Below are 26,260 nucleotides of genomic sequence, written 5' to 3'. Positions count from 1 at the left end.
GATTCTCCTTTCTCCTATTCTGGCGTGTTCATCATGTGGTTTGCAGTTAAGGTTAGTTTTTCAAATATAGCTGAACGATAAGGTTCTTCGATTTCTGCTTCGATGAGTGCATGTGCCATACAATTAAGCCAAGCATCTTTATGTGCTGGAGTAATTTTAAAAGGTAAATGCCTCCTGCGCAACATTGGATGCCCTCGTTCTTCTGCATATAAGGGCGGTCCACCAAAAAATTGAGTGAGGAACAATTTTTGTTTATGGATTGTTTCTGTTAAATCTTCTGGAAATATAGGAATTAAATCAGGATGTTTGCCAACTCTTACATAGAACGCTTCAACCAGTCGCTCAACGGCAGGTATCCCACCAATTGCTTCAAAAATAGAGTTTGTTTGGTTCTTCATGTGCAGTCCCCTTACCAGTTTCTATATATTGTAGCAACGGAAGGCTTGCTGGGCAAATAATCTGATTATCCAAGCTCTAAATAAAGAGAGGTATTTGAGAACCTCTATTTTTAAAAAAGGCTACAAACTGGTAAAGAACCGTTCAATTTTATTAGGTGTGTTGCGTATAGGAATTCCAAACTTGTGTAGTAATTTATGGAAATAATCAATGCCCGATTCTTGTGATGTAGCCTCTAGTTCGAGCTCATAGTCTGCTTTTCCATTATACATACTATAATCTAAAACGAGAAGAATATCTTCTATCTGCAATTCCCTGCGTTCGGTAGTTAGACTGCCAAGGCATTGTAAAGAATGGATATCTATACCTAGCTGTTTTAGCTGTTTAGCAGTTGCTTTCTTTTCAACCATTTCCCCATGGATACAAGCTTCTGCCTCTGTTTCTGTTAACATATCATGTGTCTCAAGCAGACCATGCTTATGCGGCTGTTTTAAAGTTAGTTGATAACGTCCATTTTTTTGCCTAATTCGTAATGCGCTCCCTAAATCTTGCAAAGTGCGCTCCTTTGTTTCAAAATAATAATTGGTTTGAGTTATCGCTTCGATTGGAAATGGGATATCAGTTAATAATTTATTGTACTCACTGGGAGTTAATAAATTTTTAAATTCAATTTCTATTTCTTGGGTCATACTCGACCTCCTCTAGGATTTACTACAGTTGTGCTATCATTGATTATCGCTAATCTGTTGTAAATTTGCAAAGATTAGTTATCGCTACAATTTATGGTACAATAATAGGGGCTTATAACTATTTTTTTGCTTATAATTTGATTCAACCTATAGGCGGTGTTTAATGTGAACTGGCAGTCCATACTAGCGCCATATGCGCAAGTTGTTGAAGAATTAAAAATCAAATTAAAAGGAATTCGTAAACAGTTCGAATACGAATCTGAACATTCACCGATAGAATTTATAACTGGTCGTGTAAAACCAGTACCTAGTATTATCGAAAAAGCTGAGAATCGGAAAATCTTATTGGAAGATATAGAAACTGAAATCCAAGATATTGCAGGTGTAAGAGTTATGTGTCAATTTGTAGATGACATTTATACCGTTGTAGAAATGATTCGCGCTAGAAATGATTTAACTATTATTGAAGAAAAAGATTATGTGTCTGAGAAAAAAGAAAGTGGTTATCGATCCTACCATCTCATTATTGAGTATCCGGTAGAGACAATAACGGGCATGAAAAAATTGTTAGCAGAAATTCAAATTCGAACACTGGCCATGAATTTTTGGGCGACCAATGAGCATTCGTTAAATTATAAGTATAGGGGTAGTATACCAGCTAATATTAAAGTGCGGTTGCAAAATGCAGCAGAAGCTGCTTTTCAATTGGATGAAGAAATGTCAAAGATTAAACATGAAGTTCAAGAAGCTCAAAAAATGTTTCATCGAAAGTAGAGACCTCCCTAAGCTTTATAACAAAGGAATGACTTTTTTATTCATGAGTGGGCATTCGAATCTTGTTTCATGTTTCAATACGAATGCGTTATGTTACTTTGATCATTTATAAGATAGGAATGCTTGTCCTTACTGAACAAGCGTGCAATATATCCCATATATAAGGTGCTGTAAGATTCCCACTTGAGGAGTTGGATCATATCTGTACTGCAACAAGTCTAAGTGGGAGATAAACAGCACCTAAATGCCCTGTTTCGTAAGAGGCCTTTAGGTCATCCCTTGGGCTACTAACAATCAGTGGGGGGAATGAAAAGCCCCACTGATGGAAGGTTCACTTTATTACTTAAAAAATGAGAGGAGGAGGCAATGATGAAGTTCGCTATTGTATCAAAAGGAGACGAGCGCTCCGAACAAATAAAAGCGACAATAAAGCAGTATTTAACAGATTTTCAATTGGAGTATGATCAAAATGAGCCTGACTTAGTCATATCTGTTGGTGGAGATGGAACTTTTTTAGAAGCTTTTCATACCTATGTACAGCGTTTAAAGGAAACAGCATTTATCGGCATACATACTGGACACCTCGGTTTTTATGCTGACTGGGTTCCAGATGAAGTAGAGAAATTAATTATTGAAATTGCCAAAACCCCATTTCAAATTGTTGAATATCCGTTACTAGAAGTAATCATTCGGGGAAAATCAGGTGGTATAGAGGACCGCTTTTTAGCTTTAAACGAGGCTACAATAAAGACGTCCGATGGCTCTGTCGTTTTTGATGTTGAAATTAAAGGAGAGCATTTTGAAACATTTCGTGGTGATGGGTTATGTATTTCTACACCTTCAGGTAGTACCGCATATAATAAAGCATTAGGTGGAGGAATCATTCACCCTTCTATTGACGCCATTCAATTGACAGAAATGGCATCCATCAATAATCGGGTGTTTCGAACAATAGGCTCACCGCTCATTTTACCAAAGCATCATACATGCTTATTGAAGCCTGTAGTAGATCGTAGCTTTTTAATTGCAATTGATCATTTTACAACGAACTATGCAAATGTGAAATCGATCCAATGTCGTGTAGCTGAAGAGCGTATACGATTTGCTCGTTTTCGTCAATTTCCGTTTTGGAAACGTGTGCGTGAATCGTTTGTGGCAGATGACAATAACTAATGGCGGGAAAGTGACGAAAATATGGAATGGAAAATTGAACAACAGCACGAAGGAATGCTGCTTCGCGATTACCTCCGTCAGGTTCAAGGATTTTCAAGGAGGATTTTAAAAACGATTAAATTTGATGGCGGATTGATTTTAGTGAATGGTATAGAACAATCTGTTCGTTATGCTTTAGCAACAGGAGATAAAGTGAAAATTGAATTGCCGATAGAAAAGCGGGGCAACCTGATGGTTCCAGAGAATATCCCCCTATCCATTGTTTATGAGGATAACGACATTATTGTGATTGATAAACCTCCAGGAATAGCTGTTATTCCATCTTATCACTATCCAGAAGGTACCATAGCCAATGGATTACTAGCGCATTATGAGAAACATCATAGTACCTATACGGTTCATATCGTTACAAGGCTGGACAAAGATACTTCTGGATTGATGCTAGTTGCCAAGCACAGGTACAGTCATTCTATTTTATCCGCTTTACAACAGGCTGGTGAGGTAAATCGAAAATATCAGGCTATCGTTGAAGGTTCGTTGAGTAAGCCATCAGGAACCATTGATGCGCCAATTGGGAGAAAAGCTGATTCCATCATAGAGCGAGAAATTCGGTCTGATGGGAAACGAGCAATTACACATTATCATGTGGAACGAGATTTGGAATTATATTCCTTCATTAATGTTCAGTTAGAGACAGGTAGAACACATCAAATTCGCGTTCATTTTTCTGGAATTGGACATCCTCTGTGTGGGGACACATTATACGGAGGCTCCCTCAACATTATTCAACGTCAAGCATTACACTGTTATTCCTTGTCATTACCACATCCAATGACAAAACAGATATTGCATTTTTCGGCAAAGTTACCAATGGATATGGTTACGGCACTTCAAAAGTTGTAAATTTCTCTTGAACGAATGGCTGTTTAGAAGGGACAGCCACTATTTTTTCTTCAGGCAGACAAAATGCCGTTAATTGATTCCCAAAGACACAGCCAGTATCAATATTCACTGTTTTGTTTAAAAAGCGCGGCTCTAAAACAGGTGTATGTCCATAAATAATCCAATTATCTCCCTTATAAAACTTTGCCCAATCACGGCGGACCGGTCGACCATCAGCATGGAATTCACCAGTTATATCTCCATATAACACAAAAGTTTTTACGCGCTTATCATTTCTTCCAATGTAGCTTTCTTTTATGCCGGCGTGGGCAATGATTGCGTTTATGTTTGGTAGATGTAAGTACAGGGGAGCTTGTTCATATAATGTGATAAATTGGTGACGTATGGTAGATTGCATTTCTGCTGAGCAGTTATTATATTCAGCGACAGTCGTTTCCAAGCCGTGACGTAATTGCACCTTATTTCCTAAAAAATACCGATATAATTTATTACAGTGATTTCCAGGAACATAACGTGCTCTTTTATGGATAACAACCATATGATATACGAGCGATATCACCTTTAACGAATGTGGCCCTCTATCGGTGATATCGCCCACAAACACTGGTATACGTTGGTTTGGGTGAATAAAAATCCCCTGTTCTTTTTTGTACCCTAGTTTGTAGAATAATTGTTCTAATTCCTCTAAACATCCGTGAACATCGCCAATTACATCTATTTTCATCAAAACACTCCTTGATTTGTTGTCTGTTTTTGGATATGATATGTCCGTGATAAACATTCTATAAACGGCATAAGTTGTTCTATATTATAAACAAACCCCTGTTATTCATCCAAGTAAAAGGGTTTATTCGATTCCAAAACAGGTAATGAGAATAGGGTAGAAGGAAGTGATCGTATGGAAACCAATCATCGTTATGATAAAGATTATGAAGAGCAGTATGAGCAGCATTGGGAGAAACTACAGCAAACTTTGGAACTGGACAATATAGAAGGGTTTCGCAACGAATTCCTTGATATGCATCCTTATGATCAAGCCATGTTTTTCATCGAACAGGAAAAATCTGTCCGTTTGCAAATCTATACCTACTTATCTCCAGAAGAGGTTGCCGATATTATGGAGAGTATGGATGAAGAGGAACAGGTTCGTGATTTAATTAGCGAAATGGATCCACGATTTGCTTCCATGGTTTTGGCAGAGATGTCGGCGGATAATGCGGTTGATATACTGAATGAGATGGATAAAGACCATATTGCCAGCTTTTTGACCATTATGGATCCATCTGCAGCAGATGAAATAAAGCAATTATTGCATTATGAAGAAAAAACTGCTGGTAGTATTATGACCACCGAATATATTGCGACTTATAAAACGAACACAGCAAAGCAAACGATGCAACAATTAAAGGAACAAGCTCCTGATGCAGAAACGATTTATTATTTGTATGTGTTAGATGAAGATAAACGCTTAGTCGGTGTGCTATCGTTAAGAGATTTAATTGTAGCCCAAGAAGATACACGAATAGAAGCTATCATGATGGAGAAAGTAGTTGCTGTATCTGTAGGAAAAGACCAGGAAGAAATCGCGCAAATGATGCGAGACTATGATTTCTTGGCGTTACCAGTTGTGGATTTTCAAGATCATTTATTAGGAATTATCACTGTAGACGATATTATGGATGTTATGGAAGAAGAAGCAAGCGATGACTATTCCAAGCTTGCTGGGGTAACTGATGTAGAAAGGCCTAACGATAGTGCGTTAATTTCCGTGAAAAAACGTTTACCGTGGTTAGTCATTTTGTTATTTCTAGGTATGTTTACTGCCAGTTTAATTGGTCGGTTTGAAGAAACGTTAAATCAAGTAGCTGTGTTAGCTATTTTTATACCTCTAATCGCTGGAATGGCAGGGAACTCAGGCACCCAAGCATTAGCAGTTGCAGTTCGTGGCTTAGCAAGCGGCGATTATGGTAAGCAAGGGAAGATGAAGCTCGTATTACGGGAAGCGAGCACAGGGTTAATAAACGGTATTATTTGCGGTATTGTTATTATGCTCGTCATTTATGTTTGGAAGCATGATTTTTATTTAGGATTGCTAGTCGGGATTTCCATTGCTGCAACTTTATTTGTAGCTACACTTGCCGGTGCATTGGTTCCTATTTTTATGGATCGTATTAAAATTGACCCTGCGGTAGCATCAGGTCCTTTTATAACGACAATTAATGATATAATTTCTATTCTAATTTATTTTAGTTTGGCAACTTTTTTCATGAGGTTTTTAACCTAGAGAAAGAGGCTGGGACATAAGCAAATACTATATAGCAAAAGCCGAACAATCCATTTATAATTGTTCGGCTTATTTGCTCTATAGAAAAGTATAAGATTTTTTTGGTTTATAGTTAAGAAAAACAAAGGCTTCCGCCATAAGACTTGGCGACAAGCCAAGTTTTTCTAAAGAGATAAGAAAGTATAAATTTAGGCGCTTGGAGATAACGAAATAACCGCAGCCACGTCCGGCTCCATTGCCCAGCAACGATGCGACTTTAGAAATGAGCCCTACGATAAGGCCTCATCTGTTCGTCGCTAGGGGAAGGCCGACTAAAAACGGGCTTGCCGCTCAGGCGCCGGCATACCCCTGTTTTTAGTGGCATGATTCCTTTATCTTTAGTTGATTCGTTCCATTCGCTACGTTGCTAAACGGGCGCTTGCGCCTTTGTGCCAGAATAAGAAAGTATAAAATTAGGTGCTTGGAGATAACGAAATAACTGAATAGCCACGTCCGGCTCCATCGCCCAGCAACTAGGCGACTTCACGAAATCGCCCTACGATAAGTCATCATCGGTTCGTCGCTAAGGGGAAGGCCGACTAAAAACGGGCTTGCCGCCCGACGTCGTCATACCCCTGGTTGCAGGGGCATGATTCCTTTATCTCAGTTGATTCGTTCCATTCGCTACGTTACTAAACGGGCGCTTGCGCCTTTGTGCTAAGCATGGCGACTATCTAGGAGGAGAAAGTCCATTGTGGGGGATTTGTCTTGCTATTATTTCAAAAGAATGTCGGCATAAAAGGAGGCGGGATCTTGTACGCTTATGCAAACGCCAATCTCGTCCAAAGTCTAATATAAAGGCTCTATAACATTTGTTGGGATAAAGAAATTAATGCATCCAATTTCAACATTGGTTTTTAAGGGCAATTCTCCTTTTTGGTGATTCAAAGTTCAAATTGTGCCTCTATGGGAACGGCTAGAGTGGATTTATACTATTTGTTGTACTTTTAAATTTGTTGCATATATTGAGAACAACACATTTCCATGGGTAGTTTCATATAATGAAGTTAAGGAAAGGGGGAAGAAGGAATGGGGAAGAAGTATGCCAAAAAACCATTACTTTTCATCCATCAACCAAATGAAAGGGACCTGTATGCTCCTATGCAGCATATGTATGTGACGCCAAAGAAAGAACAACGTGTAAAATCAACTACTGACGGGGGGAAGAAGAAAGCGATGCGGCATCCATCGTTTAACAAAAATTTTACGAACCAAGAAGAGGACGTGGAGGAAGAAACAAAAGAAAGTGAGCAAGCTGGAGAAAAGCCAAAATTTAAAGACTTGTCCATTGAAGAAAAAGTGGATTATTTTATTAAATCTCCCAGCTATGCCCCAAAATTAAAGTGTGAAATTAAAACAGAGCAACGGACATATCGTGGTGTCATCACCGGAGCTGAAGGAAACGATGTATTTATTCGCGTAGGTAATCGTTCATCCAGTACAAAAGTAAGTTTAGATGATATTAAGCATATTAAGCTCCTGGGTTTTTAAATTGGATGTAGTGGGACTGGTTTAGTCCCACTTTTGCATGTGCTTTATTTTTTAAAGTTCATATTGTGTTGATGAACACCGAGACAATATTATCTCAGTGTTCATCTTGAAATTAGTTCAATGCATTAATTGCTGGTAGACAGGTTACATGGCAGAAGCAGTTTAAGTCTACTGTTATACAAATTCCTGTAGCGCGTAATGGTTTGGTATCTTGCTCTACTGGATCATCAGGGTTCGCTTTATCATCGCGAGGGTCTCTTAATAGTTCAAGAACCGCGCAACAATCATCTTTTACCTTTTTCACTCTAAAGAAGAAGCTTGCAACGATATCACCGATATCATTTGGATGAGCCCCGAAACCTTTAAATGGCTTACAATTTCCTTTACAGTACAAAATTACAGGAACGGTATCAAGTCCATTTCCTTGATCTCTTTCTCCTAGAAGATCATTAATTGATTGTTCACAGCTGGAGTCGCAGCAATTTTCAATGACATCATTTTGTGCATCAGCTATCTCCTTTAAAATATCACATACGCAATTTCCTGTATCAAATTCTTTTCCACAACCCATGAATTATTTCTCCTTTCAACTTGTAATTGACTCATTTGTCTTTACTAGAATATGTATGAATACAAGGATTGTGTGGGCACTACCATTAATTCTAAGAAGAGAATCAAGATGAATGAAGTGGATTTCTTTGCCTATCGTTTTCTAATAAATTACGGGCGAATGACTATACTGATTTCAAAATGGAACATAGACTAATAACGACCATAATAAGGAGGAGTGACATACAAATGTCAGAAAGAAAAAAGCAGGTTATTCATGTGAAGGATCTTGTTATTAAAGCAGATAATGTCTTTATTGAACCACAGCGAGCCCCACGTCCACCGCATAGGAGAGACCCATTCTTTTCAAGCCGTCCTATAGATAAGGATGAAAACGAAGAATATGAGCAAGATGAATCCTTTGAGAATGAAGATCTTAAAGAAGATGATGACGAACATAGAGAAGATGAGCGCAGATCGCCATTTTCCTGGTTTTAAATGAAGCTAGTGCTAGTGCTTCAAGAGCACTTGCTAAGTAATAGATACTCTTTGAACATTTCACCAAATATGCTAAAAGGGTATTTAACATTGGGGGAGAAAATATGAGTACATCTGAACCCAAATGGTTACAAAACATGGACATTATTGATAAGCACCTTCAGAAAAATGAAAAGTGGCTGCAATATCCAGATAAGAAAGCAGAACAGTGGGAAATGGAAATAGATGCCTGGAATGACGCTTTTTTAAAACAAATCGTCCAAATCGAAAACGTCCTGAAAAAAATCGGAAGCAAATTAGAAGAGTAAAAAAGAATAGACTTTTCTAAAAAAGGGTATATACTAATAGAAAGGCAGATTACAGTAAATAAAGGAGTGGTGGTAATGGGATATATATTGCCAATAAAGCAATACCAATATCAGCAATATCACCAAAGAATGAATACAAAGCAACAGGATACGATACCAGTTCATCGTCCATTTAAAAGCGTACTTGATAAACGCCATCAGCAATTATCAAAACAATATGAACGTTTCCATACAGCAGGATATGATCGGTACGTGTTAAGCCAACAGGACGTACTGGACGCGTCTAAGTTTTATGGCATGTACAGGAAAGGAGAACGATTTAGCAAAGAAATATGAGGAAGCGTTTTTTGTATCTCCAGTGAATACGGTGGAAAGTAATGCTGATTACTTCCCATCGTATTTGTAATGATTTCTATTTACAAAAGGGAGAATAAATAAATCTTCTCCTTTTTTATATTCTGCGTAAAAAACGTCAGTTACGCTTTTATATTGCTGCGATTCTAATTGCTCCATTAACCACTCTTCGGTTAAATTTTTTTCTTTTAAATTATCATAAATAATTTCACCATCATTAATTAGCGTGGTGGCTAAATTTACTTTCTCGGTAGAAACTTGAAGCTCTTGTTTGTTTGGTGTTTGGTATGGAGGTTTCCGAATAACAGAGACGGTTCCATTTGTTTCCATGAACGCAAATTCTACCTCTTTTAAAGAAAATATATCTTTTGCCCGCAATAAACTATGCAATTGGTTAATATCAAGATTATTCTTTTTCATCACATCTCTAATTAGTTTTCCGCGATAAATGACAAAATCAGGTCCACCCTCCAATATGCTACGTGTACGTTTGAATTTTTGAGTAATAATTTCTGTTAAATAAATCAGTCCTCCCCAAAGTACGATCACAAAGCCAATCTCTACAACACTCGCTTCTTTGTCAAATAACGCATTTCCAACTAATTCTCCAAGGATTAATGCAGATATGAAATCAAATGGAGTTAATTGGGTGATTTGCGTTTTCCCTAATACTTTTGTAAGTAAAAACAAAGCTGCAAATCCAAATATGGTATCAATAAGCATTTGCAAATAATAATTCAAATGAATGACCTCCCTGGAGCACGATCAGTTTTAGGTTTACCAGATAGCAGAAAATCATTCATAAAAACAGGAGCTGGTATAATTTCACCAACTCCTGTTGTATATCGAATCTAAGATGCTGCAAATACTGCATGAAAGAAATGGATCTCAAAAATATCACTCCATTAATCGGTCTTTTATTCAAAGAAAATCATAGTATGAAGTTTCAATGTAAAGCTTAAGTAGACTGATTATTTGGACGGGACAGTTAACAGTTTTATCATCGTAACATGCGGTATTCCTGCATCTAGAAACTCATCGGAAACCGTTTCATAGCCTAAATGATGGTAAAAACTTTCTGCATGCGTTTGCCCATTTAACTTAGACTTGTGATATCCATGCTCAAGCACAGCTTGTTCCATCGCCTGAATCAATTGTTTACCAATCGATTGACCACGGTATTCATTTAGTACACAAATTCTTTCTAGCTTGCCATAGTTATCTACAAAGCGCAGACGACTAGCTCCAATGGGAGTTTTACCATCGTAAGCAATAAAGTGGATCGCTTCATCATCATATTCATCCATTTCTTCCTCAGGAGAAACATTTTGTTCCTGAATAAAGACTATAGTACGGACATGATAGGCGTGTTCCAGTTCTTCCTTTGTAGTTACTCGTGTTATCATTATAGGTACTCTTTCCCGAATACAAAAGTTTCATAAACCGTCCAAGAACCATTTTCTAATTGATACATTAATTGGAAGCGGTCGATCGTGTCTTCAAAACGAATTTTTTTCATACTTAAGCTACTGTACACATCGGAGTATTCATCGTGTGGTAGCTTTTGAGCAATGGTAATATGTGGAACAAACGCATATTCCTGATTGTCAGGAAATTTACCAGTATGCATCTTTTCATATAAGTCAATAAGCTCTTGTCTTGGCTCTACTTTTAAATAAACGGTATTGGTAACCGGAGCAAATGTACTTACCTTGTTGATATTAATCGTAAACGGTTTTGTTTCATTGGCAATCCGCTTTAATTCTATAATTAAACTTTCAATAAGCTGATCGTCTGCTTCAAAAGCTCCTTTCAATGTAATATGCGGAGGAATTAAAGCATAGTGTGGATCGTACCTTTTTCGATAAGAGTTTGCTTCATCTTGGATTTCTTTCGTTGGAAAAATAACAATGCCGTATTTCATTTCATAAAACCTCCTCGTTAGAATCAATGATTATGCAATGTTCGAGACCCCAAAAAGCTAGTTAAACTTAACCTTTATTATAACAAAAATAACAATAAAATAAGAGAGTATTTTGCACTATCTGAAAAATATTACAGAAACATGGAAGTTAAGGCACGTTTCAAATCTTTTTGCCAGTATTTCCAAGTATGTTCGCCATTTTCTAATTCATAATAATCGTAGCTAGTGGCAGTATTTTTTAATAATTGGTGGAGTTTGCGATTTGGTGTAAGGAAATCCATCCTTTCACCATTTGTCATTTTTACATTTGTCTCTTCTATCCCGATTGTATGGTATATGGCGATTCGATCCATATCTCTAGCTGACTTTATCACTTCTAAAACAGTATTGTCCACATAAGGAGATTGCATAATAACTTTTCCAAATGTGTTTGGATACCGAATTGCTGTCAAAAGAGCAAGGGTTCCAGCTAAGGAGTCTCCCAATAAAGTTCTCGATTGTCCCATATAATACGTTGGAAATAATTCTTCTAGGAGTGGGACGATTTCATGGCATAAAAATTTCATATACGCTTCGTTTTGTATGCCGCTTGGATGATATTTGTCACGGCGATCAAACTTATCTTTATAGTGAATACCAACAAAGATGGTATTAGAAATTTCCTGACTATCATGGAGTCTGTCGCTTAAAGTAGCTATTCTGCCAAGCTGATAATAATCATTGCCATCTTGCATAATGCATAGATTATATTTATACAGTGGAGAAAAACCTTCTGGCTGATAAATCATTAAAGTCATATTTTCTTGTAAATACGTACTATTAATTTGTTTTTCAATCATGGAACCTTTTCTTCCCACAGGCTTTTGCACTCCTTTATTCATTTGCTGTGTTTTTCCCCCGTATATAAGGGTTCCCACTTCAGGAGTTGGATAATCTGTACTGCAACACAAGTCTAAGTGAGAGATAACTGCATCTAAATGTCCTATTTCGTAAGCGGTCTTTAGGTCATACCATTATGGTACTAACAATCCGTAGGGGATAAATGAAAACCCCCACTGATGGAAGATTCACTTGATAACATTATCAAGATGGAAAAAAATCCTATTGTCATTTCCTAAATCTTATTAGGGTTTAGGCTATTTTTCATGTCTAGTTACTATGAATGGAATTAATCTACCTTTTGCCCTTTATTTAACTGGTAATACTGTCCTTTTAAAGCGATCAATTGTTCATGACTGCCCTGTTCTATTATTTCCCCATGTTGTAGCATGATAATCCTATCCGCTTCTTGAATGGTATTGAGACGATGGGCAATAACAAAGCTTGTTCTTCCCCTCATCAGACGCTTTAAAGCATCCTGAATTTTTAACTCCGTTATGGTATCAATATTACTGGTCGCTTCATCTAGAATCAAGATTTTCGGTTTAGCTAATAAAGCGCGCGCGATGGTAAGCAATTGCCTTTGTCCCTGACTAATTCCGCTGCCATCTTGATCTAACATGGTGTCATACCCATTTGGAAGCTGATGTATAAATTCATGGGCGTTTGCATCCTTAGCTGCTTGGATAACTTCTTTATCAGTCGCTTCTAGACGACCGTACCTAATATTTTCACGAATCGTTGCTCGAAATAAAAAGGCGTCCTGTAAAACAAAGGCCATATGTTTCCTTAGACTCGACCGTTGAATTGATTTTAGTGGTATACCATCTAGATAAATTTCGCCTTTATCATAATTATAAAATCTGGAGATTAAGTTAATGATTGTTGTTTTTCCTGCACCAGTATGACCAACAAAAGCAATGGTTTCTCCTGGTTTTGCTTCAAAGCTTATATCATGTAGAATATTACTATCCTCATAGCCGAAAGAAATTTGGTCGAAAACTATGTGTCCGTTTGTATCATGGAGCTTTTGCGCAGTTTTCTCATCTGTTTCTTCCTGTTCCTCATCCATTACGCGAAATACGCGCTCTGCACCAGCAACTGCTGATAATAGAATATTAAACTGATTGGATAGTTCGTTTAAGGGACGTGTAAATTGCCTCGCATATTCCGTAAAAATAACTATAATCCCAACGGTTACTATATCGTAAATGGCTAGAATACCGCCTGCTAGTGCAATTAGACCGAAACTAAGGAAATTGAGCATATTCATCACTTTAGGGATAAATCCAGAAATGGTTAATGCCCAAAATCCTGCATGATTCAATTGTTGATTACGTGTTTCAAATTCATTCATGACACGCTTCTCTTGGGAAAAAGCTTTTACGATATGCTGTCCAGATACAATCTCTTCAACATACCCATTCACTTCCCCTAGATTCTTTTGTTGCAGCTTATATAATGGTCCTGTTCGTCTTGTTATCCAGCGAATGGCAAAAAACATAATTGGCACGATAACCATCGTTATAGCTGTAAGTATTGGACTTAGGTAAAGCATGACACCAATCGTACCGGTTAACGTAAGGACGCTGGAAAATATTTGGATTACTGATTGGTTTAGCGTGTTATTTACGTTATCAATATCGTTTGTAATTCTACTCATTAATTCCCCATGTTGCCGTTTATCAAAATAAGCAATTGGCAAGCGGTGAAATTGATGAAATAAATCTTCTCTTAAAGCATAAACCGTATTTTGTGCAATGCTAATCATCCAGTAGTTTTGCAGGAAAATGGATAAGGAGTGTAACAGATAAATGATTGCGAGCCAGATTAATAATGTGACTAGTCCTGTAGTTTGCTTAGCGACAATAAAATCATCCACCGCCATGCCAATCATAAACGGACCCACAAGACCTAAGGCAGAGCTAGCAATCACCATTAATATAACAAGCGTTAATTTTCCTTTTTCTTTTGCTAAGTAAGACCAAATGCGTTGAATTGTCCCCACTGTATCTTGCGCACGCTTTTTCTTGTGAGCCGCTACCGATGAAACGGGAATTTTTTCGTATTGAAAAGGCTGTTTTAATTGTTTACTTAGCATAAGAAACCTCCTTACCAAACTGGGATGCCACAATCCGCTGATAGAGCTTGGATGATTCAAGCAATGATTGGTGTGTTCCCAGTGCTAAAATTTTTCCATTATCCAATAGGAGAATTCGGTCAGCACGCATAGCCGTACTTACCTTCTGTGTAATGATTAATGTCGTACAATGATATGTGTCAATAGCCTCTAGTAAATGCGCTTCTGTCGTTAAATCCAGTGCACTAGTACTATCATCCAGCATAAGGATTTTCGGCTTTCGAATCAGGGCTCTGGCGATAGAAATCCGCTGTTTTTGGCCTCCGGAAAGATTAACCCCTTTTTGACCGACTTTCGTTTCATACTGCTGTTCTAATTGTAAGATCGTTTCATGGATTTGTGCATCCTTTGCGGCTTGGATCATTTCTTCGGAAGTAGCTGAAGGTTTCCCCCAGGTGATATTCTCTTTAATAGTACCTGTAAAAAGCAAGGGAGACTGAGGCACGTAGCCAATGCTATTTCGGAGCTGATCTAAAGGATATGTTGTAATATCTTTGTTATCAATCGTAATGGTGCCACTGCTTGCATCATATAAACGAGGGATTAATTGAAACAAAGATGTTTTCCCCGCACCAGTTGCTCCCATTACAGCGAGTTTTTCTCCGCTCTTTATGTTAAAACTAACACCATGTAACACAGATTTATCATGCTCTGGATACGTAAAATGAATTTGCTGGAAAGAAATTGCACCTTGATTAATGACTACAGAAGTGTCAGCTGTCTTTGTGCTTTGTAAATCTGTCTCTATCCGAAGAATGTCACTTACTCGCTTTGTTGAGGCCCGCATTCTTGAAAAAGCCATTATAATGAATGTGAACATCGAAATGGACATGGATACTCTGAGCGCATAATTGATGATGGCAACGACATCTCCTACGTTCGTAGAGCCGGCTGTAACTTGTGAATTACCAAACCAAATAATAAACAGTAGGCTAATATTCATCACAAAAAGTAAAACAGGCATGGAAGCTTCAACAAATCGAAATGTGGATTTCGTTTTATCTGCTAACGACTGGTTTGCTTCTTTAAATCGTTCTTGTTCGTAATTTCTACGTGAGAATGCTTTGATTAACCGCATGCCGCTTAGGTTTTCCTGCATCACTTGGTTTAATTTATCCACGCTTTTTTGCACCTGATGAAATAATTTACTGGCAACCTTTAATACCCAGAGAACAAAAACGACCAATAAGGGAACGGAAATAAGAAAGATAAGTGCCAATTTAGCGTTTACAACAAACGCCATTGTCACGCCGCCAATAACAATTAGCGGTGCTTTAGACATAATTCGCAGCATCATATAGATGGTGTTCTGCATTTGCCGTATGTCATTAGTAAATCGAGTCATTAAAGCCGAAGTAGGGTACTGATTCAAATGAGCAAATGAGAATGCCTGTATTTTCGCAAATAGCTTTTCACGAAGATCATAAGCAAATCTCCAGCTCACATGAGAAGCATAAAACGAGTTAACAATTCCAGCTATGAAAGCAATGAGAGCAAGTCCAATCATAATACTACCCCACACTAAGATTGTCGATAAATCTTGATTCACCACACCCTCATTAATCATTTTTCCAAGCAGAAATGGAAGCAAAAGTTCAACTGCGAGCTCAACTAGCATGAGCATAAAGGCTAAACTTGCAGGCAGCTTATAAGGTTTTAAAAATGCTAAAACGGTCTTCATGGTGACCTCCTCCCATGATGCTACACAATTTCTACCTATTATAAATGGATTTGATGTATTTATCCAATATCCTATTTGGTGAATGAATGGTTGTTTAATGTAAAAAAAATATCATCAATTATAGATGTAGTCCACTACTTTCATATCATCAAACACTTTGTCCTACATATAAGGTGCCGTAAGATTGCCATTTCAACAGTTAAGAGGAGTACTAAGAAGTATAAGTGCAAGTTAGCGGGTAGCATCTAAATGCTCGATTCGTTTCGGGTAGGTAGCTGCTGTTTTTAAGCGGTTTGCACGTTTGCACGTAGAAAAAGTATTCTTCTTTTTCAAGGTCAAGAAAAACTTTGGAAGCGGACATCGCACGGAGAAAAGCTTATCGTCTTTTTTCAAGAGCGCTTGAGATTTCTAGCTTTTAAACCTCTCGTTTCATGGAGAAAGACTTCTCCTGAATAAATTCACTCTTTATTTGTATAATATTTTGCTGTGAGGGAAAAATTTTTCTAAAGATATTGGAACTATGACAATTCCTTTAGCTTATGTAGCCATTAAAAATTAAATAAATAAAGAATTTGGAGAGAAAATATGACTATACTTCAAGAGATACAACAAACGTTTACAGATATGAACATCGTTAGTGCAATTTCTTCCACATTGTTCATCATTTTATTAGGTTTTTTCTGTCGCAAAAGAAATATATTTAATGATCAAGTTGGAAAAATGTTATCTAGAGTAGTTCTTACAGTTGCTTTACCTGCGCTAGCATTCAATGCATTTATGAAAGACATTGATGCAGAATCGCTAGCAGAAGGAATAGAGGTCCTAATATGGGGCGTAGCTATTTACATTATTTTAATTATTGTATCTAAGCCGATGTATTTAAAGTATAAAGAAGATCGGCAAGATACGTTACGTGTGCTAACGATATTTGGATCCACTACGTTTTTTGGAATTCCAATTGTCGGTGCTATTTATGGAGCAGAAGGTATATTGTATGCTTCTATTTTTAATATCGGATACCGTATATTCCTATACTCGTATGGATATATCAAAATGAGTGGGCTTAAAATGGAAGCTGGAAATTTGAAGGAAATGTTTTTAAACCCAATTGTAATTGCTACGTTTTTAGGGTTATTTATTTGGGCTTTTCAAGGCTATTTACCACAGGTTAGTGTGGTAGCAGAAGATGGAACGACGTCAGAGGTTGCGTTTTTACGGATTGATCAAACGGCACCATGGTTATTCCAGCCAATGACTTATTTAGCGCAACTTGCTTCCCCGCTAGCTTGGCTTGCCATAGGCGCAACTTTAGGCTCCGTTAAGCTTAAAACGGCGATAACAGATCGCACATCCTTATTTTACAGTTTTAATAAAGTTGTTATTGTTCCTATATTGAATATCGTTATTCTCGCTATATTGGCATTAACAAATATTTTAGTTATCGGTGATGTTTCCTTAGGAACGATTGTAATTATGATGGCTACACCAACAGCGACAGTAGCAGCGGCTTATGCAATCAGCTTCGATAGAGATGCTTTATTAGCTTCTAATGCATCCTTACTTTCAACTATAGCAGCAGTCATTTTCATTCCTATATGGATCGTTGTCATCAATTTAATAGCTGCTACAGCAATATTCGGATGAACAGACAGAAAGGAGAGATAAAAAGTGACTTTAAAAATAGCGTGCTACGGTGTTCGAGAAAATGAAATTCCATTTTTTCATAAGCTTAATATATATAACTTTCAACTACATTTACTAAAGCCGTTGCTGTCTCATGAAAATATAGAAACCGCTGACGGAGTGGATGCGATTTTATTAAGAGCCAATTGTGTTGCTGATAGGCAGAATATGAGTAAATTGTCTGAATATGGAGTTAAATACGTATTTACTCGTACAGTTGGCTACAATCATATTGACTTACAAGCGGCAAAAGATTACAACATGTACGTAGCAAGGGTTCCATCTTACTCGCCGAATGCTATCGCGGAATTAGCGTTAACTTTAGCTATGTCTTTATTACGACATACAGCCTATACAACATCGAAAACGGCGCAAAAGGATTTTACAGTCGATCCAGTAATGTTCAGTAAAGAAATAAGAAACTGTAAGGTAGGGATTATTGGTACAGGGAAAATCGGGCTAACGGAAGCAAAATTGTTCAAAGGCTTGGGTGCAACGGTGCTTGGATATGATATATATCAAAGTGAAGAGGCAAAACAAGTCGTTACCTTTAAGGAATTAGACGATTTGTTAAGCGAGAGTGATGTTGTCAGCTTGCATGTTCCTTATTTTCCAGGAGAAAATGAAAAAATGGTAAACGAATCATTTATCTCTAAGATGAAGGATGGATCTATACTGATTAATACTGCTAGGGGAGAACTGCAAGACAATGAAGCAATTTTGAAAGCATTGCAAACGAATAAATTAGCGGGATTTGCAACGGATGTTTTTGCAAATGAAAAAGAGATATTTTTCCAAAAGTTTTCTAACGATGAAAAGCTTGATCCAATTGTAAAGGCGTTAATTGAATTATATCCAAGAGTGCTTATTACGCCTCACATAGGATCCAATACCGATGAGGCATTAAAAAATATGCTTGAGACCAGCTTTAAAAATTTTTACGATACATTAACAAAAGGAAGTACACCAAATGCTGTATCATTACCAAACAAATAATATATAGAAAACGGGATGAACGGAACGACTGTATTCATCTCGTTATTTTACCTTTGCTTTAACCACTTCTTAAATCATGTTAATTTTCTCCCGTATATAAGTTGCTGTAAGACTCCCACTACAGGAGTTGGATAATCTGTCCAGCAACAAGACTAAGTAGGGGATAACAGCACCTAAATGCCCGATTTCGTAAGAGACCTTTAGGTCATACCATTACGGTACTAACAATCAGTGGGAGACGAATGAAAACCTTCACTTTATCGTCCTAGTTGATATAATGCTAAACAGAGGATTTTACTAGTTTAGTTCTTTTGCACAGACCTTATTGCATATACTTTTGAACCGCTTATAGGACGATTTATAGTTGATTTACCACGAAAAGTTTATGCATGGGAAGTTTCACTAATATGAAAGTTTGCTCAGTATTTCACTTACTTAAATTACATAAGTTAGTTTAGTTAGATTATATTCTTAAATTTACAGAATTGGACTATTATAAACGTGTAAGAAATAGCCGGCTTAATTTTCTGTAACACAACATGTGAAAAAATTCACAAAAGGAACTTGGAGGAAAAGAAAATGAAAATTCTAGAAGTCATGCAAACGACGTTTACTGATATGAATATTATTAGTGCTATTACATCAACGATGTTCATTATTTTATTAGGCTATTATTGCCGGAAAAAAGGTATCTTCAGCGACCAAGTAGGAAAAATGCTATCAAGAGTGGTTTTATCTGTAGCGTTACCGGCTCTTGCGTTAAAAGCTTTTATGAATGATATTGACCAAGAATCACTAGCAGAAGGAATGGGCATTTTAATTTGGGGAATTGCAATTTATATTATTTTAATTATTGTAACGAAGCCAATGTATGCCAAGTTTAAAGGAGATAAAGAAGATACATTACGTGTTCTAACTATTTTTGGTTCCACAACGTTCTTTGGTATTCCAATTGTTGGTGCTATATATGGGGCTGAAGGTGTACTATATGCTTCTATCTTTAATATTGGCTATCGCATTTTTCTTTACTCTTATGGTTATATCAAAATGAGTGGATTAAAAATGGAAGCTAAGAATCTGAAAGAAATGTTTTTAAATCCGATTGTTATTGCTACTTTTGTAGGTTTGTTTATCTGGGTATTCCAAGATTCGTTACCACAAATGACTGTTGTAGCAGCAGATGGAACGACTTCATCAGTAGCATTTTTAAGAATTGATCAAACTGCACCTTGGTTATTCAACCCAATGACATATTTAGCCGGCTTAGCATCGCCTTTAGCATGGTTAGCAATCGGATCTACTTTAGGATCGATTGATTTTAAAACAGCTATTACCGATCGTACATCTATCGTGTATAGTGCAAACAAGGTTATCTTAGTTCCCATTCTTAACATTGTCGTTTTAGCTATTCTTTCGCTTACTGGAATTTTAACTATGAGTGCGGTGTCTGTAGGAACGATAGTCATTATGATGGCTGCGCCGACTGCAACAGTAGCAGCTGCATATGCAATTAGCTTTGATAAAGACGCATTGCTTGCTTCTAATGCATCTTTATTGTCAACGATCAGCGCCGTGGTAATGATCCCAATATGGATTATTGTGATCAATATGATTACATCAACAAATCTTTTTGGTTAAGGAAATAAAAATAAAATAAAACTTAAAAAACAAGTTAAATATGATAATTGATGTCTGATGATTATTAATATTCAATAAAGGAGAGGGCAATAATGACAATTAAAGTTGCTTGTTATGGAGTAAGAGAAAATGAAGTGCCATTTTTTAACAAGTTAAATAAATACGATTTTGAATTAACATTGATTGAAGAATTATTAACACATGATAATATTGACACTGCCAAAGGAATGGATGCTGTCTTATTACGTGGGAATTGTGTGGCGGATCGAAAGAATATTCAAGAAATGCATAAATACGGCGTCAAATATTTATTTACGAGAACGGTTGGCTATAATCATATCGATTTACAAGCAGCAGCTGATTTTGATATGTATGTAGCACGTGTACCTTCTTACTCACCAAATGCTATTGCTGAGTTAGCATTAACGCTTGCCATGTCTTTACTACGGCACACTGCCTATACGACCGCTAAAACAGCGAACAAAGACTTTACAGTGGATGGGATGATGTTTAGCAAAGAAATCCGAAATTGTAAGGTGGGAATTATCGGTACAGGTAAAATCGGCTTAACGGAAGCAAAGCTTTTTAAAGGTCTTGGTGCAGAAGTACTTGGTTATGATGTGTATCAAAGCGAAGAAGCAAAACAAACCGTTACCTTTATGGAACTGGACGATCTATTAAGAGAAAGTGATATTGTGAGCTTGCATGTTCCTTATTTTCCAGGTAAAAATGATAAAATGGTTAACGAAGAATTCATTGCAAAAATGAAAGATGGAGCTATTTTCATTAATACAGCTAGAGGAGAGCTCCAAGATAATGAGGCAATACTTAAGGCGCTTCGCACGCGTAAATTAGAAGGTTTCGGGACGGATGTATTTGCTAATGAAAAAGACATCTTTTTCCAACAATTTAATGATGGGAAAAAACTGGATCCTACCGTACAAGCTTTAGTGGATTTATACCCGCGTGTGCTTATAACACCACATATTGGCTCAAATACAGATGAGGCTCTAACGAATATGATTGAGACAAGCTTTGAAAATCTATACGATACTATTACCAAAGGCATTACGTCAAATGTTGTAGAATTGCCTGATAAAAGCCAAGCTGTTTCGTAAATGATCCACAAAAATAAATTTAGCACCTTCCAAGGTATTTTCGGAAGGTGCTTGCTTTTTGTTCAATGTTATAACGGTATTAAGGGGTTTGTATGTTGTTAAGAAAGGGATTATTTATAATCCGTAACGAGATGCTCCTTGTCAGGCACTACATGATAAATCATTATCGGACGCCCGACAGTTAAATATTTTAGCTCTGAGGCCAAATAGCCAATCTCATCTAAATATTGCAAGTACTTCCTTGTTGAAATACGCGATAAATGAATACTTGTAGCAATATCCTCCGTAGAAAACGGATCAGTTTGGTTTTCCACAGCTTGTAACACTTTTTTTAAGGTCAATTTGGATAACCCTTTAGGGAGTGGGGTCAGAATTTCATTACTACTTGAAGATATAGGATTTCTTTCCTTGATTAGTAATTGGTCTAACGTTTCCTGGTCGGTTTTCTCCACACTTGTTGTTAATCTATGGTATTGCAAAAAGTTTTCGATTGCGACCTTAAATCGCTCATACGTAAAAGGTTTGATAAGAAAGTCAATGACCCCAGATTCCAACGCCTTTTTAATCGTTGCTATGTCATCTGCAGCTGTAATCATTATGACAGGAATAGAAAACTGCTTTTGTCGTAATTCTTGCAGAAAATCAATCCCTGTTTGCCCAGGTAAATAAACATCCAGCAAGATTAGATCAGGCGTTTCTTTCTCAAGCACCTCCCATAGTTCATTAATATTGCTGACAGTGGTAAGTGTATGGAAGCCTTCTGATCGCTCAATGTATTGTTGGTTAATCGTTGCCACCATTGGGTCGTCCTCAACAATTATTACTTTAATCATCTTCGTTCCTCCATTTGAAAGGGACTTCTATGCGGAAAGAGCTTCCTTTTCCAAGTTTCGATTGGACATCTATAAGCCCATCATAGTGTGTTACAATGGATTGAATGGCGTCCAATCCATAGCCTCTATTTTCCCCTTTGGTTGAATAACCACGTTCGAATATTTTTGGCAAAACATGCTCTTCAATGCCTGAGCCTGTATCTTGCACTTCAATCATAATGACTCCTTCATCCGCATCGTATTTGAGGAAGAGGGTAACGTGCTTTTTAGAGCTATTCTGCACAGCTTCTTTGGCGTTGTCGATGAGAATTCCCATGGAGAGCAATAAGTCATGTAGCATCTCACCTATTTTTATAGCTGGAAAATGAGAATCCTCATCAATGGTCAAGGTAACACCTTGTTCCTCCAGTTCACTTGTTTTTCCAAGTAAAAAACCTGCTATCGCTGAACTTTTAATTTTATCTGTAACAAAACCGATTTCTCGGTGGTAATTATGGTTGAGTACACGGACAAAGTGATGCACATCCGCATACTTTTCCAGTTCAATTAAGCCTAAAATGGTGTGGAGCTGATTCATAAATTTATGATTCTGTGCACGTAAGGAATCAATGTACTGCTCCGTCCCGCTAAGCTCACGGATAAGATGCTGTAGTTCGGATTGATCATATAATGTTGCTACTGCGCCATAGATATTTTTATCGATATAGACAAGTTGTACATTGACAATAAATTCGAAATGATTAATGACCATAACTCGATTAGCAATGGGTTTTTCGGTTTCGAATACGTTGTCAAAAATTAAAGAAAATATTTTTTCACTCAGATAGCCATCATGGATGGCATGGGAGGCGGCTTCCGTTTTATTCAATAAATTGTTGAAATTGACATTTTCTAATAGTACCTTTCGTTCAGGAGAAACGGCAATGATCGCTTCATTTACTGAATCGATTATAATTTCCTTTTCTTTCATATGGGCAACAATTTGTTTCGGTTCAAGACCTAGCAACACTTTTTTTAAATAACGGGCTAAATATAATGCACCGATGATTCCTACTAAAAGCCCGCACCCTAATCCAATATATAAATTTTTACGAGCATTCCATAACTCATCATTGATTGTTTGCTGCACATAACCTACACAAACAATCCCGATTTGCTCACCTTCTTCATTCCAAATTGGTGTAAAAAAGCGAGTGCCTTCTCCAAGAATGCCGATATGCCTGGAGTAATGTTCACTGCCGTTCAGTGATTTACTGGCATCTTTAACATTTGAAAAGGTCCCGCCAATAACACTCTCATCTGGATGTGATTTACGAATGAGGTTATTATCTAAAACGACGACAAAGCTGACACCAGTTGCATCCATTACTTCATTGGCATAGTCTTGAATGGTCGGGTCAGCTGGTGAGTCTTCTACTTTGTTAATCACACGGATATCTTTAGCAACCATTCTAGCCACATTTGCTATTTTATTTTTAACCGCTCGATGCTCCCGCTCTAATACATAGTTATCTAAAAGAATCGCTGAAGCAATTAAAGAAGCAAGCACAGATAATAAGACGAGTAAGGTTGTCATTTTCTTCAATGAAAGTCGAGACAGCCAGTTATCTTTAATGTCGTTCAGATCCCTTCTGTTTTTTCTGCTTTTCACCTCGAATATCAGGTGCCGAAAAATTCCCGTTTCACAGAGCGGGAGGGTGCTACCAAAGTGGAGACTGACACCTGAATTCCTGACGTATTTAGGAGCATTTAGGTATGTGCTAACCATCAGGATGAAAGACGCCCTCACTGATGGAAGGCTCACTTTATTGTAGCAGGATTCAATCTTTACTTCCACTGTAAGTGGTAGATGGGATACGGTAAGACACGGTATGCTTATCATATGGTACTTTTTATTTTGAAAACGAGTATTATAATGGGCGTGTAAAAAAATGGAAATCAAGCTACTAGGTATGACCTATTGCCGTATTACTAGAAAATAATATGATTTTGCCATTCGAGGGTGAAGACTCGATTTAAAATGGATGTAGGAGTTGTAAAACCAAACAAGGAAGCAGCATATTAAAGATTTGGAGGAAACGAAATGGTTCATGTGTTGTATATAGAAGATGAAAGGGAGATAGGTAGTTGGGTGAAAAAAGATTTAACGAGAAGGGGATACGACATAACATGGCTGAAATCTGCTGAAGAAGCTGATAGATACATTTCGCATGTAGATATTGTTATTTTAGATATAATGTTACCTGGTTTAGACGGGTTTTACATTTCACTATCATCCTTTGAAAAATCGATTACGCAATCATGGTTCAGTAGTAATAAAGGTGAACGTTGATGAGAAAGAAAAAGTTATTGGAAGCACAGCGATTGGACAATCTGTCGCTAAAATTATTAACGTTATTTCTTTAGGAATGAGATACAACGCAACTGAAGTGAGTTGGCAAACTTTTATAGCGCTCATCCCTCATATAATGAATTAGTTTTTGAGATTTTTCAAGAGATGGAATCAAATGAGAGCCAAATAATTGACAATGATGGAGGGGGGAAGCCTTTGAAACCATGTATGGAAATTTATCAATTAATGAAAGGCTTTAGTGAGAAATGGTTTATCGCTGGTGGATGGGCTATTGATTTGCATATTGGCAATGAAACAAGATTACATAGCGATATTGAAATAGCCATTTTCCGTAAAGATCAGTTAACATTAAAAACATACTTGCAAGGTTGGGCGTTTAAAAAGGTTGTCCATGGTGAGTTTCAAACATGGGAAAATGAATATTTGAAGCTGCCAATTCATGAGATTCATGTTCAATTGAATAACTGGGAATTGGAAGTTCTTCTTAATGAGATGTGTTGGGGTAAATGGTTATTCAGAAGGGATAGCCGGATTTTCCTACCAATAAATGAAGTTTACAATTATAGCAAAACAGGAATTCCCTATTTAAATCCATTTGTTGTATTGTTATTTAAACTAAAAAACACAAGACAAAAGGACCACCAAGATTTCATAAATGTAAAACCATTTCTCGCTTATGAAGAGAAGAAATGGTTAAAAGAAGCTATATTAGTTCATGCACCAACTCATCAGTGGTTAGGTTATTTAGATAATTGACAGAAGGAAGTATCATACATTTTGTTTTTTAATCTTCCAGTTTGGATTTGTAGCATTTTATAAAGATAATATTCCTGCAAGAAGTAATGTGAGCTAAGTCTTAGAAAGTATGTACTACTATGTGAAGGGGAACTATAAATGAACCATAAAGCATATTTTCTTACAGAGTGAAGACAATCACTAAGCAAGCTGCCAAAAAAATTGTGAAATGGAAATATGAACCGCCATACTCCATGTATAATATGACGAATGACCTTGAAAATATACAAGAATTAACCGATGGATCATACTTTGCAGTTTATCACAATTATGAATTAGTTGGCTATTTTTGTTATGGAGCAAATGCGCAAGTTCCTAGTGGAATGCATAAGGGATTATATTTAAACCAAAATTTACTTGATATTGGGCTTGGGTTAAGACCAGATCTAACTGGGAAAAGGAAAGGGTACCATTTTCTAAATACTGGTTTAACCTTTGGGGAATTAAACTATGGGTTATCTTCTTTTAGGTTAAGTGTCGCCACATTTAACCAAAGAGCAATAAACCTCTATAAAAAAGCTGGATTTAGCGATGTAGCAACATTTATGAATAAGAACGGTGATAAAGAAGTTGAGTTTATTGTAATGGTGAAATAAAAGATTCTCTGTCAGGTGACGGAGAAAATCAACAAACTGTATCCTAGTCACCCGTTTGTTAACATAGTAAGCTATAAGTATTGTGATTATTCAATGAGATTATAGGTTAATTATCATGAGAGGTAGTGTTCACAACTAGTAATTTGCATCATTCATTAAAGAAGGT

At 37.0% G+C, this 26,260-nt stretch carries 26 protein-coding genes and 1 pseudogene; 15 read left to right on the top strand and 12 right to left on the bottom strand.

The annotated features are described in order from the left end of the window. Positions 1-14: 14 nt before the first annotated feature. Together BKP57_RS03610 and BKP57_RS03605 are read right to left on the bottom strand one after the other, a co-directional pair. The gene (locus BKP57_RS03610) at positions 15-398 is read right to left on the bottom strand and encodes a globin domain-containing protein (protein WP_050350316.1); all 384 of its coding nucleotides are present in this window, start codon (positions 396-398) and stop codon (positions 15-17) included. A gap of 120 nt (positions 399-518) precedes the next feature. After that, positions 519-1,085, bottom strand: coding sequence for a CYTH domain-containing protein (locus BKP57_RS03605; RefSeq protein WP_050350317.1), 567 nt, complete (start codon positions 1,083-1,085; stop codon positions 519-521). Between the two features lie 165 nt (positions 1,086-1,250). Between BKP57_RS03605 and BKP57_RS03600 the strand changes: the two genes are divergently transcribed. The 3 genes from BKP57_RS03600 to BKP57_RS03590 all read left to right on the top strand — a co-directional run bounded on the left by BKP57_RS03600 (position 1,251) and on the right by BKP57_RS03590 (position 3,935). After that, positions 1,251-1,859 (top strand): GTP diphosphokinase, encoded by a 609-nt coding sequence (locus tag BKP57_RS03600; protein WP_050350318.1) that lies wholly within the window; start codon positions 1,251-1,253, stop codon positions 1,857-1,859. Positions 1,860-2,228: 369 nt separating this feature from the next. Further along, complete coding sequence (locus BKP57_RS03595; RefSeq protein ID WP_050350319.1) at positions 2,229-3,032, top strand: NAD kinase; 804 nt, start codon at positions 2,229-2,231, stop codon at positions 3,030-3,032. A 21-nt stretch (positions 3,033-3,053) separates the two neighbouring features. Further along, entirely contained in the window at positions 3,054-3,935 is an 882-nt protein-coding gene (locus tag BKP57_RS03590; RefSeq protein ID WP_050350320.1) for an RluA family pseudouridine synthase, read from the top strand. Here BKP57_RS03590 and prpE read toward each other — a convergent pair. Beyond that, complete coding sequence (gene prpE, locus BKP57_RS03585) at positions 3,913-4,659, bottom strand: bis(5'-nucleosyl)-tetraphosphatase PrpE (protein WP_050350321.1); 747 nt, start codon at positions 4,657-4,659, stop codon at positions 3,913-3,915. The two genes, BKP57_RS03590 and prpE, sit on opposite strands and share 23 nt — an antisense overlap. Before the next feature lie 174 nt (positions 4,660-4,833). On the opposite strand from prpE, the gene mgtE reads away from it, so the two are divergent. Both mgtE and BKP57_RS03575 read left to right on the top strand, forming a co-directional pair. Continuing rightward, entirely contained in the window at positions 4,834-6,219 is a 1,386-nt protein-coding gene (gene mgtE / locus BKP57_RS03580) for a magnesium transporter (RefSeq protein ID WP_050350322.1), read from the top strand. A gap of 1,068 nt (positions 6,220-7,287) precedes the next feature. Continuing rightward, positions 7,288-7,749: a CotO family spore coat protein gene (locus BKP57_RS03575; protein ID WP_050350323.1), complete on the top strand. Its 462-nt coding sequence runs from the start codon at positions 7,288-7,290 to the stop codon at positions 7,747-7,749. Positions 7,750-7,861: 112 nt separating this feature from the next. Here the strand turns inward: BKP57_RS03575 and BKP57_RS03570 are convergent, their stop codons facing one another. Continuing rightward, positions 7,862-8,320: a CotY/CotZ family spore coat protein gene (locus BKP57_RS03570; RefSeq protein WP_050350324.1), complete on the bottom strand. Its 459-nt coding sequence runs from the start codon at positions 8,318-8,320 to the stop codon at positions 7,862-7,864. Positions 8,321-8,547: 227 nt separating this feature from the next. Between BKP57_RS03570 and BKP57_RS03565 the strand changes: the two genes are divergently transcribed. The 3 genes from BKP57_RS03565 to BKP57_RS03555 all read left to right on the top strand — a co-directional run bounded on the left by BKP57_RS03565 (position 8,548) and on the right by BKP57_RS03555 (position 9,440). Further along, a complete protein-coding gene (locus tag BKP57_RS03565) occupies positions 8,548-8,796 on the top strand; it encodes a hypothetical protein (protein ID WP_072741000.1) in 249 nt (82 codons plus the stop codon). A gap of 104 nt (positions 8,797-8,900) precedes the next feature. Then, positions 8,901-9,104: a hypothetical protein gene (locus BKP57_RS03560; RefSeq protein ID WP_050350326.1), complete on the top strand. Its 204-nt coding sequence runs from the start codon at positions 8,901-8,903 to the stop codon at positions 9,102-9,104. Between the two features lie 75 nt (positions 9,105-9,179). Then, positions 9,180-9,440, top strand: a complete 261-nt coding sequence (locus BKP57_RS03555) for a hypothetical protein (protein WP_072740999.1) — start codon at positions 9,180-9,182, stop codon at positions 9,438-9,440. Between the two features lie 48 nt (positions 9,441-9,488). Here BKP57_RS03555 and BKP57_RS03550 read toward each other — a convergent pair whose 3' ends face one another. The 6 genes from BKP57_RS03550 to BKP57_RS03525 all read right to left on the bottom strand — a co-directional run bounded on the left by BKP57_RS03550 (position 9,489) and on the right by BKP57_RS03525 (position 16,082). Further along, positions 9,489-10,199: a DUF421 domain-containing protein gene (locus BKP57_RS03550; RefSeq protein WP_072740998.1), complete on the bottom strand. Its 711-nt coding sequence runs from the start codon at positions 10,197-10,199 to the stop codon at positions 9,489-9,491. A gap of 230 nt (positions 10,200-10,429) precedes the next feature. After that, a complete protein-coding gene (locus BKP57_RS03545; protein ID WP_050350328.1) occupies positions 10,430-10,864 on the bottom strand; it encodes a GNAT family N-acetyltransferase in 435 nt (144 codons plus the stop codon). Further along, complete coding sequence (locus BKP57_RS03540; RefSeq protein ID WP_050350329.1) at positions 10,864-11,382, bottom strand: YjcG family protein; 519 nt, start codon at positions 11,380-11,382, stop codon at positions 10,864-10,866. The genes BKP57_RS03545 and BKP57_RS03540 overlap by 1 nt, the downstream gene beginning before the upstream one ends. Positions 11,383-11,513: 131 nt before the next feature. Then, entirely contained in the window at positions 11,514-12,239 is a 726-nt protein-coding gene (locus BKP57_RS03535; RefSeq protein ID WP_072742363.1) for an alpha/beta hydrolase, read from the bottom strand. Between the two features lie 311 nt (positions 12,240-12,550). Then, entirely contained in the window at positions 12,551-14,362 is a 1,812-nt protein-coding gene (locus BKP57_RS03530) for an ABC transporter ATP-binding protein (protein ID WP_050350330.1), read from the bottom strand. Then, positions 14,352-16,082, bottom strand: coding sequence for an ABC transporter ATP-binding protein (locus BKP57_RS03525; RefSeq protein ID WP_072740997.1), 1,731 nt, complete (start codon positions 16,080-16,082; stop codon positions 14,352-14,354). The genes BKP57_RS03530 and BKP57_RS03525 overlap by 11 nt, the downstream gene beginning before the upstream one ends. 585 nt (positions 16,083-16,667) lie before the next feature. On the opposite strand from BKP57_RS03525, the gene BKP57_RS03520 reads away from it, so the two are divergent. The 4 genes from BKP57_RS03520 to BKP57_RS03505 all read left to right on the top strand — a co-directional run bounded on the left by BKP57_RS03520 (position 16,668) and on the right by BKP57_RS03505 (position 21,517). Then, a complete protein-coding gene (locus BKP57_RS03520; protein ID WP_072740996.1) occupies positions 16,668-17,726 on the top strand; it encodes an AEC family transporter in 1,059 nt (352 codons plus the stop codon). 24 nt (positions 17,727-17,750) lie between these two features. Then, positions 17,751-18,761, top strand: a complete 1,011-nt coding sequence (locus BKP57_RS03515; protein ID WP_050350334.1) for a 2-hydroxyacid dehydrogenase — start codon at positions 17,751-17,753, stop codon at positions 18,759-18,761. Positions 18,762-19,340: 579 nt separating this feature from the next. Continuing rightward, the gene (locus BKP57_RS03510) at positions 19,341-20,399 is read left to right on the top strand and encodes an AEC family transporter (RefSeq protein ID WP_050350335.1); all 1,059 of its coding nucleotides are present in this window, start codon (positions 19,341-19,343) and stop codon (positions 20,397-20,399) included. A 92-nt stretch (positions 20,400-20,491) separates the two neighbouring features. Next, a complete protein-coding gene (locus tag BKP57_RS03505) occupies positions 20,492-21,517 on the top strand; it encodes a 2-hydroxyacid dehydrogenase (protein ID WP_050350336.1) in 1,026 nt (341 codons plus the stop codon). 110 nt (positions 21,518-21,627) lie between these two features. Here BKP57_RS03505 and BKP57_RS03500 read toward each other — a convergent pair whose 3' ends face one another. Both BKP57_RS03500 and BKP57_RS03495 read right to left on the bottom strand, forming a co-directional pair. Then, positions 21,628-22,350: a response regulator gene (locus BKP57_RS03500; RefSeq protein WP_072740995.1), complete on the bottom strand. Its 723-nt coding sequence runs from the start codon at positions 22,348-22,350 to the stop codon at positions 21,628-21,630. Continuing rightward, positions 22,343-23,926, bottom strand: a complete 1,584-nt coding sequence (locus BKP57_RS03495) for an ATP-binding protein (protein ID WP_050350337.1) — start codon at positions 23,924-23,926, stop codon at positions 22,343-22,345. Before BKP57_RS03495 ends, BKP57_RS03500 begins: the two co-directional genes overlap by 8 nt. Positions 23,927-24,433: 507 nt before the next feature. Between BKP57_RS03495 and BKP57_RS03490 the strand changes: the two are divergent. The 3 genes and pseudogenes from BKP57_RS03490 to BKP57_RS03480 form a co-directional block, all read left to right on the top strand. Next, positions 24,434-24,616, top strand: a pseudogene (locus tag BKP57_RS03490) (response regulator); the annotation flags it as partial. Between the two features lie 282 nt (positions 24,617-24,898). Continuing rightward, complete coding sequence (locus BKP57_RS03485; protein ID WP_306423698.1) at positions 24,899-25,459, top strand: nucleotidyltransferase domain-containing protein; 561 nt, start codon at positions 24,899-24,901, stop codon at positions 25,457-25,459. 167 nt (positions 25,460-25,626) lie between these two features. Continuing rightward, the gene (locus BKP57_RS03480) at positions 25,627-26,094 is read left to right on the top strand and encodes a GNAT family N-acetyltransferase (protein ID WP_072740992.1); all 468 of its coding nucleotides are present in this window, start codon (positions 25,627-25,629) and stop codon (positions 26,092-26,094) included. The last annotated feature ends 166 nt before the right edge of the window (positions 26,095-26,260 follow it).

Source organism: Virgibacillus sp. 6R, from assembly GCF_001895305.1.
Classification (GTDB): domain Bacteria; phylum Bacillota; class Bacilli; order Bacillales; family Amphibacillaceae; genus Virgibacillus; species Virgibacillus pantothenticus.
This window is presented reverse-complemented; position numbering and strand designations above follow the sequence as displayed.

What these genes read in the sequence shown, in the direction of transcription:
- BKP57_RS03610 (WP_050350316.1), bottom strand. Translation starts at nt 398, where the DNA reads ATGAAGAACCAAACAAACTCTATTTTTGAAGCAATTGGTGGGATACCT.
- BKP57_RS03605 (WP_050350317.1), bottom strand. Translation starts at nt 1,085, where the DNA reads ATGACCCAAGAAATAGAAATTGAATTTAAAAATTTATTAACTCCCAGT.
- BKP57_RS03595 (WP_050350319.1), top strand. Translation starts at nt 2,229, where the DNA reads ATGAAGTTCGCTATTGTATCAAAAGGAGACGAGCGCTCCGAACAAATA.
- BKP57_RS03590 (WP_050350320.1), top strand. Translation starts at nt 3,054, where the DNA reads ATGGAATGGAAAATTGAACAACAGCACGAAGGAATGCTGCTTCGCGAT.
- prpE (WP_050350321.1), bottom strand. Translation starts at nt 4,659, where the DNA reads ATGAAAATAGATGTAATTGGCGATGTTCACGGATGTTTAGAGGAATTA.
- mgtE (WP_050350322.1), top strand. Translation starts at nt 4,834, where the DNA reads ATGGAAACCAATCATCGTTATGATAAAGATTATGAAGAGCAGTATGAG.
- BKP57_RS03575 (WP_050350323.1), top strand. Translation starts at nt 7,288, where the DNA reads ATGGGGAAGAAGTATGCCAAAAAACCATTACTTTTCATCCATCAACCA.
- BKP57_RS03570 (WP_050350324.1), bottom strand. Translation starts at nt 8,320, where the DNA reads ATGGGTTGTGGAAAAGAATTTGATACAGGAAATTGCGTATGTGATATT.
- BKP57_RS03565 (WP_072741000.1), top strand. Translation starts at nt 8,548, where the DNA reads ATGTCAGAAAGAAAAAAGCAGGTTATTCATGTGAAGGATCTTGTTATT.
- BKP57_RS03560 (WP_050350326.1), top strand. Translation starts at nt 8,901, where the DNA reads ATGAGTACATCTGAACCCAAATGGTTACAAAACATGGACATTATTGAT.
- BKP57_RS03555 (WP_072740999.1), top strand. Translation starts at nt 9,180, where the DNA reads ATGGGATATATATTGCCAATAAAGCAATACCAATATCAGCAATATCAC.
- BKP57_RS03545 (WP_050350328.1), bottom strand. Translation starts at nt 10,864, where the DNA reads ATGATAACACGAGTAACTACAAAGGAAGAACTGGAACACGCCTATCAT.
- BKP57_RS03540 (WP_050350329.1), bottom strand. Translation starts at nt 11,382, where the DNA reads ATGAAATACGGCATTGTTATTTTTCCAACGAAAGAAATCCAAGATGAA.
- BKP57_RS03530 (WP_050350330.1), bottom strand. Translation starts at nt 14,362, where the DNA reads ATGCTAAGTAAACAATTAAAACAGCCTTTTCAATACGAAAAAATTCCC.
- BKP57_RS03525 (WP_072740997.1), bottom strand. Translation starts at nt 16,082, where the DNA reads ATGAAGACCGTTTTAGCATTTTTAAAACCTTATAAGCTGCCTGCAAGT.
- BKP57_RS03520 (WP_072740996.1), top strand. Translation starts at nt 16,668, where the DNA reads ATGACTATACTTCAAGAGATACAACAAACGTTTACAGATATGAACATC.
- BKP57_RS03510 (WP_050350335.1), top strand. Translation starts at nt 19,341, where the DNA reads ATGAAAATTCTAGAAGTCATGCAAACGACGTTTACTGATATGAATATT.
- BKP57_RS03505 (WP_050350336.1), top strand. Translation starts at nt 20,492, where the DNA reads ATGACAATTAAAGTTGCTTGTTATGGAGTAAGAGAAAATGAAGTGCCA.
- BKP57_RS03500 (WP_072740995.1), bottom strand. Translation starts at nt 22,350, where the DNA reads ATGATTAAAGTAATAATTGTTGAGGACGACCCAATGGTGGCAACGATT.
- BKP57_RS03495 (WP_050350337.1), bottom strand. Translation starts at nt 23,926, where the DNA reads ATGACAACCTTACTCGTCTTATTATCTGTGCTTGCTTCTTTAATTGCT.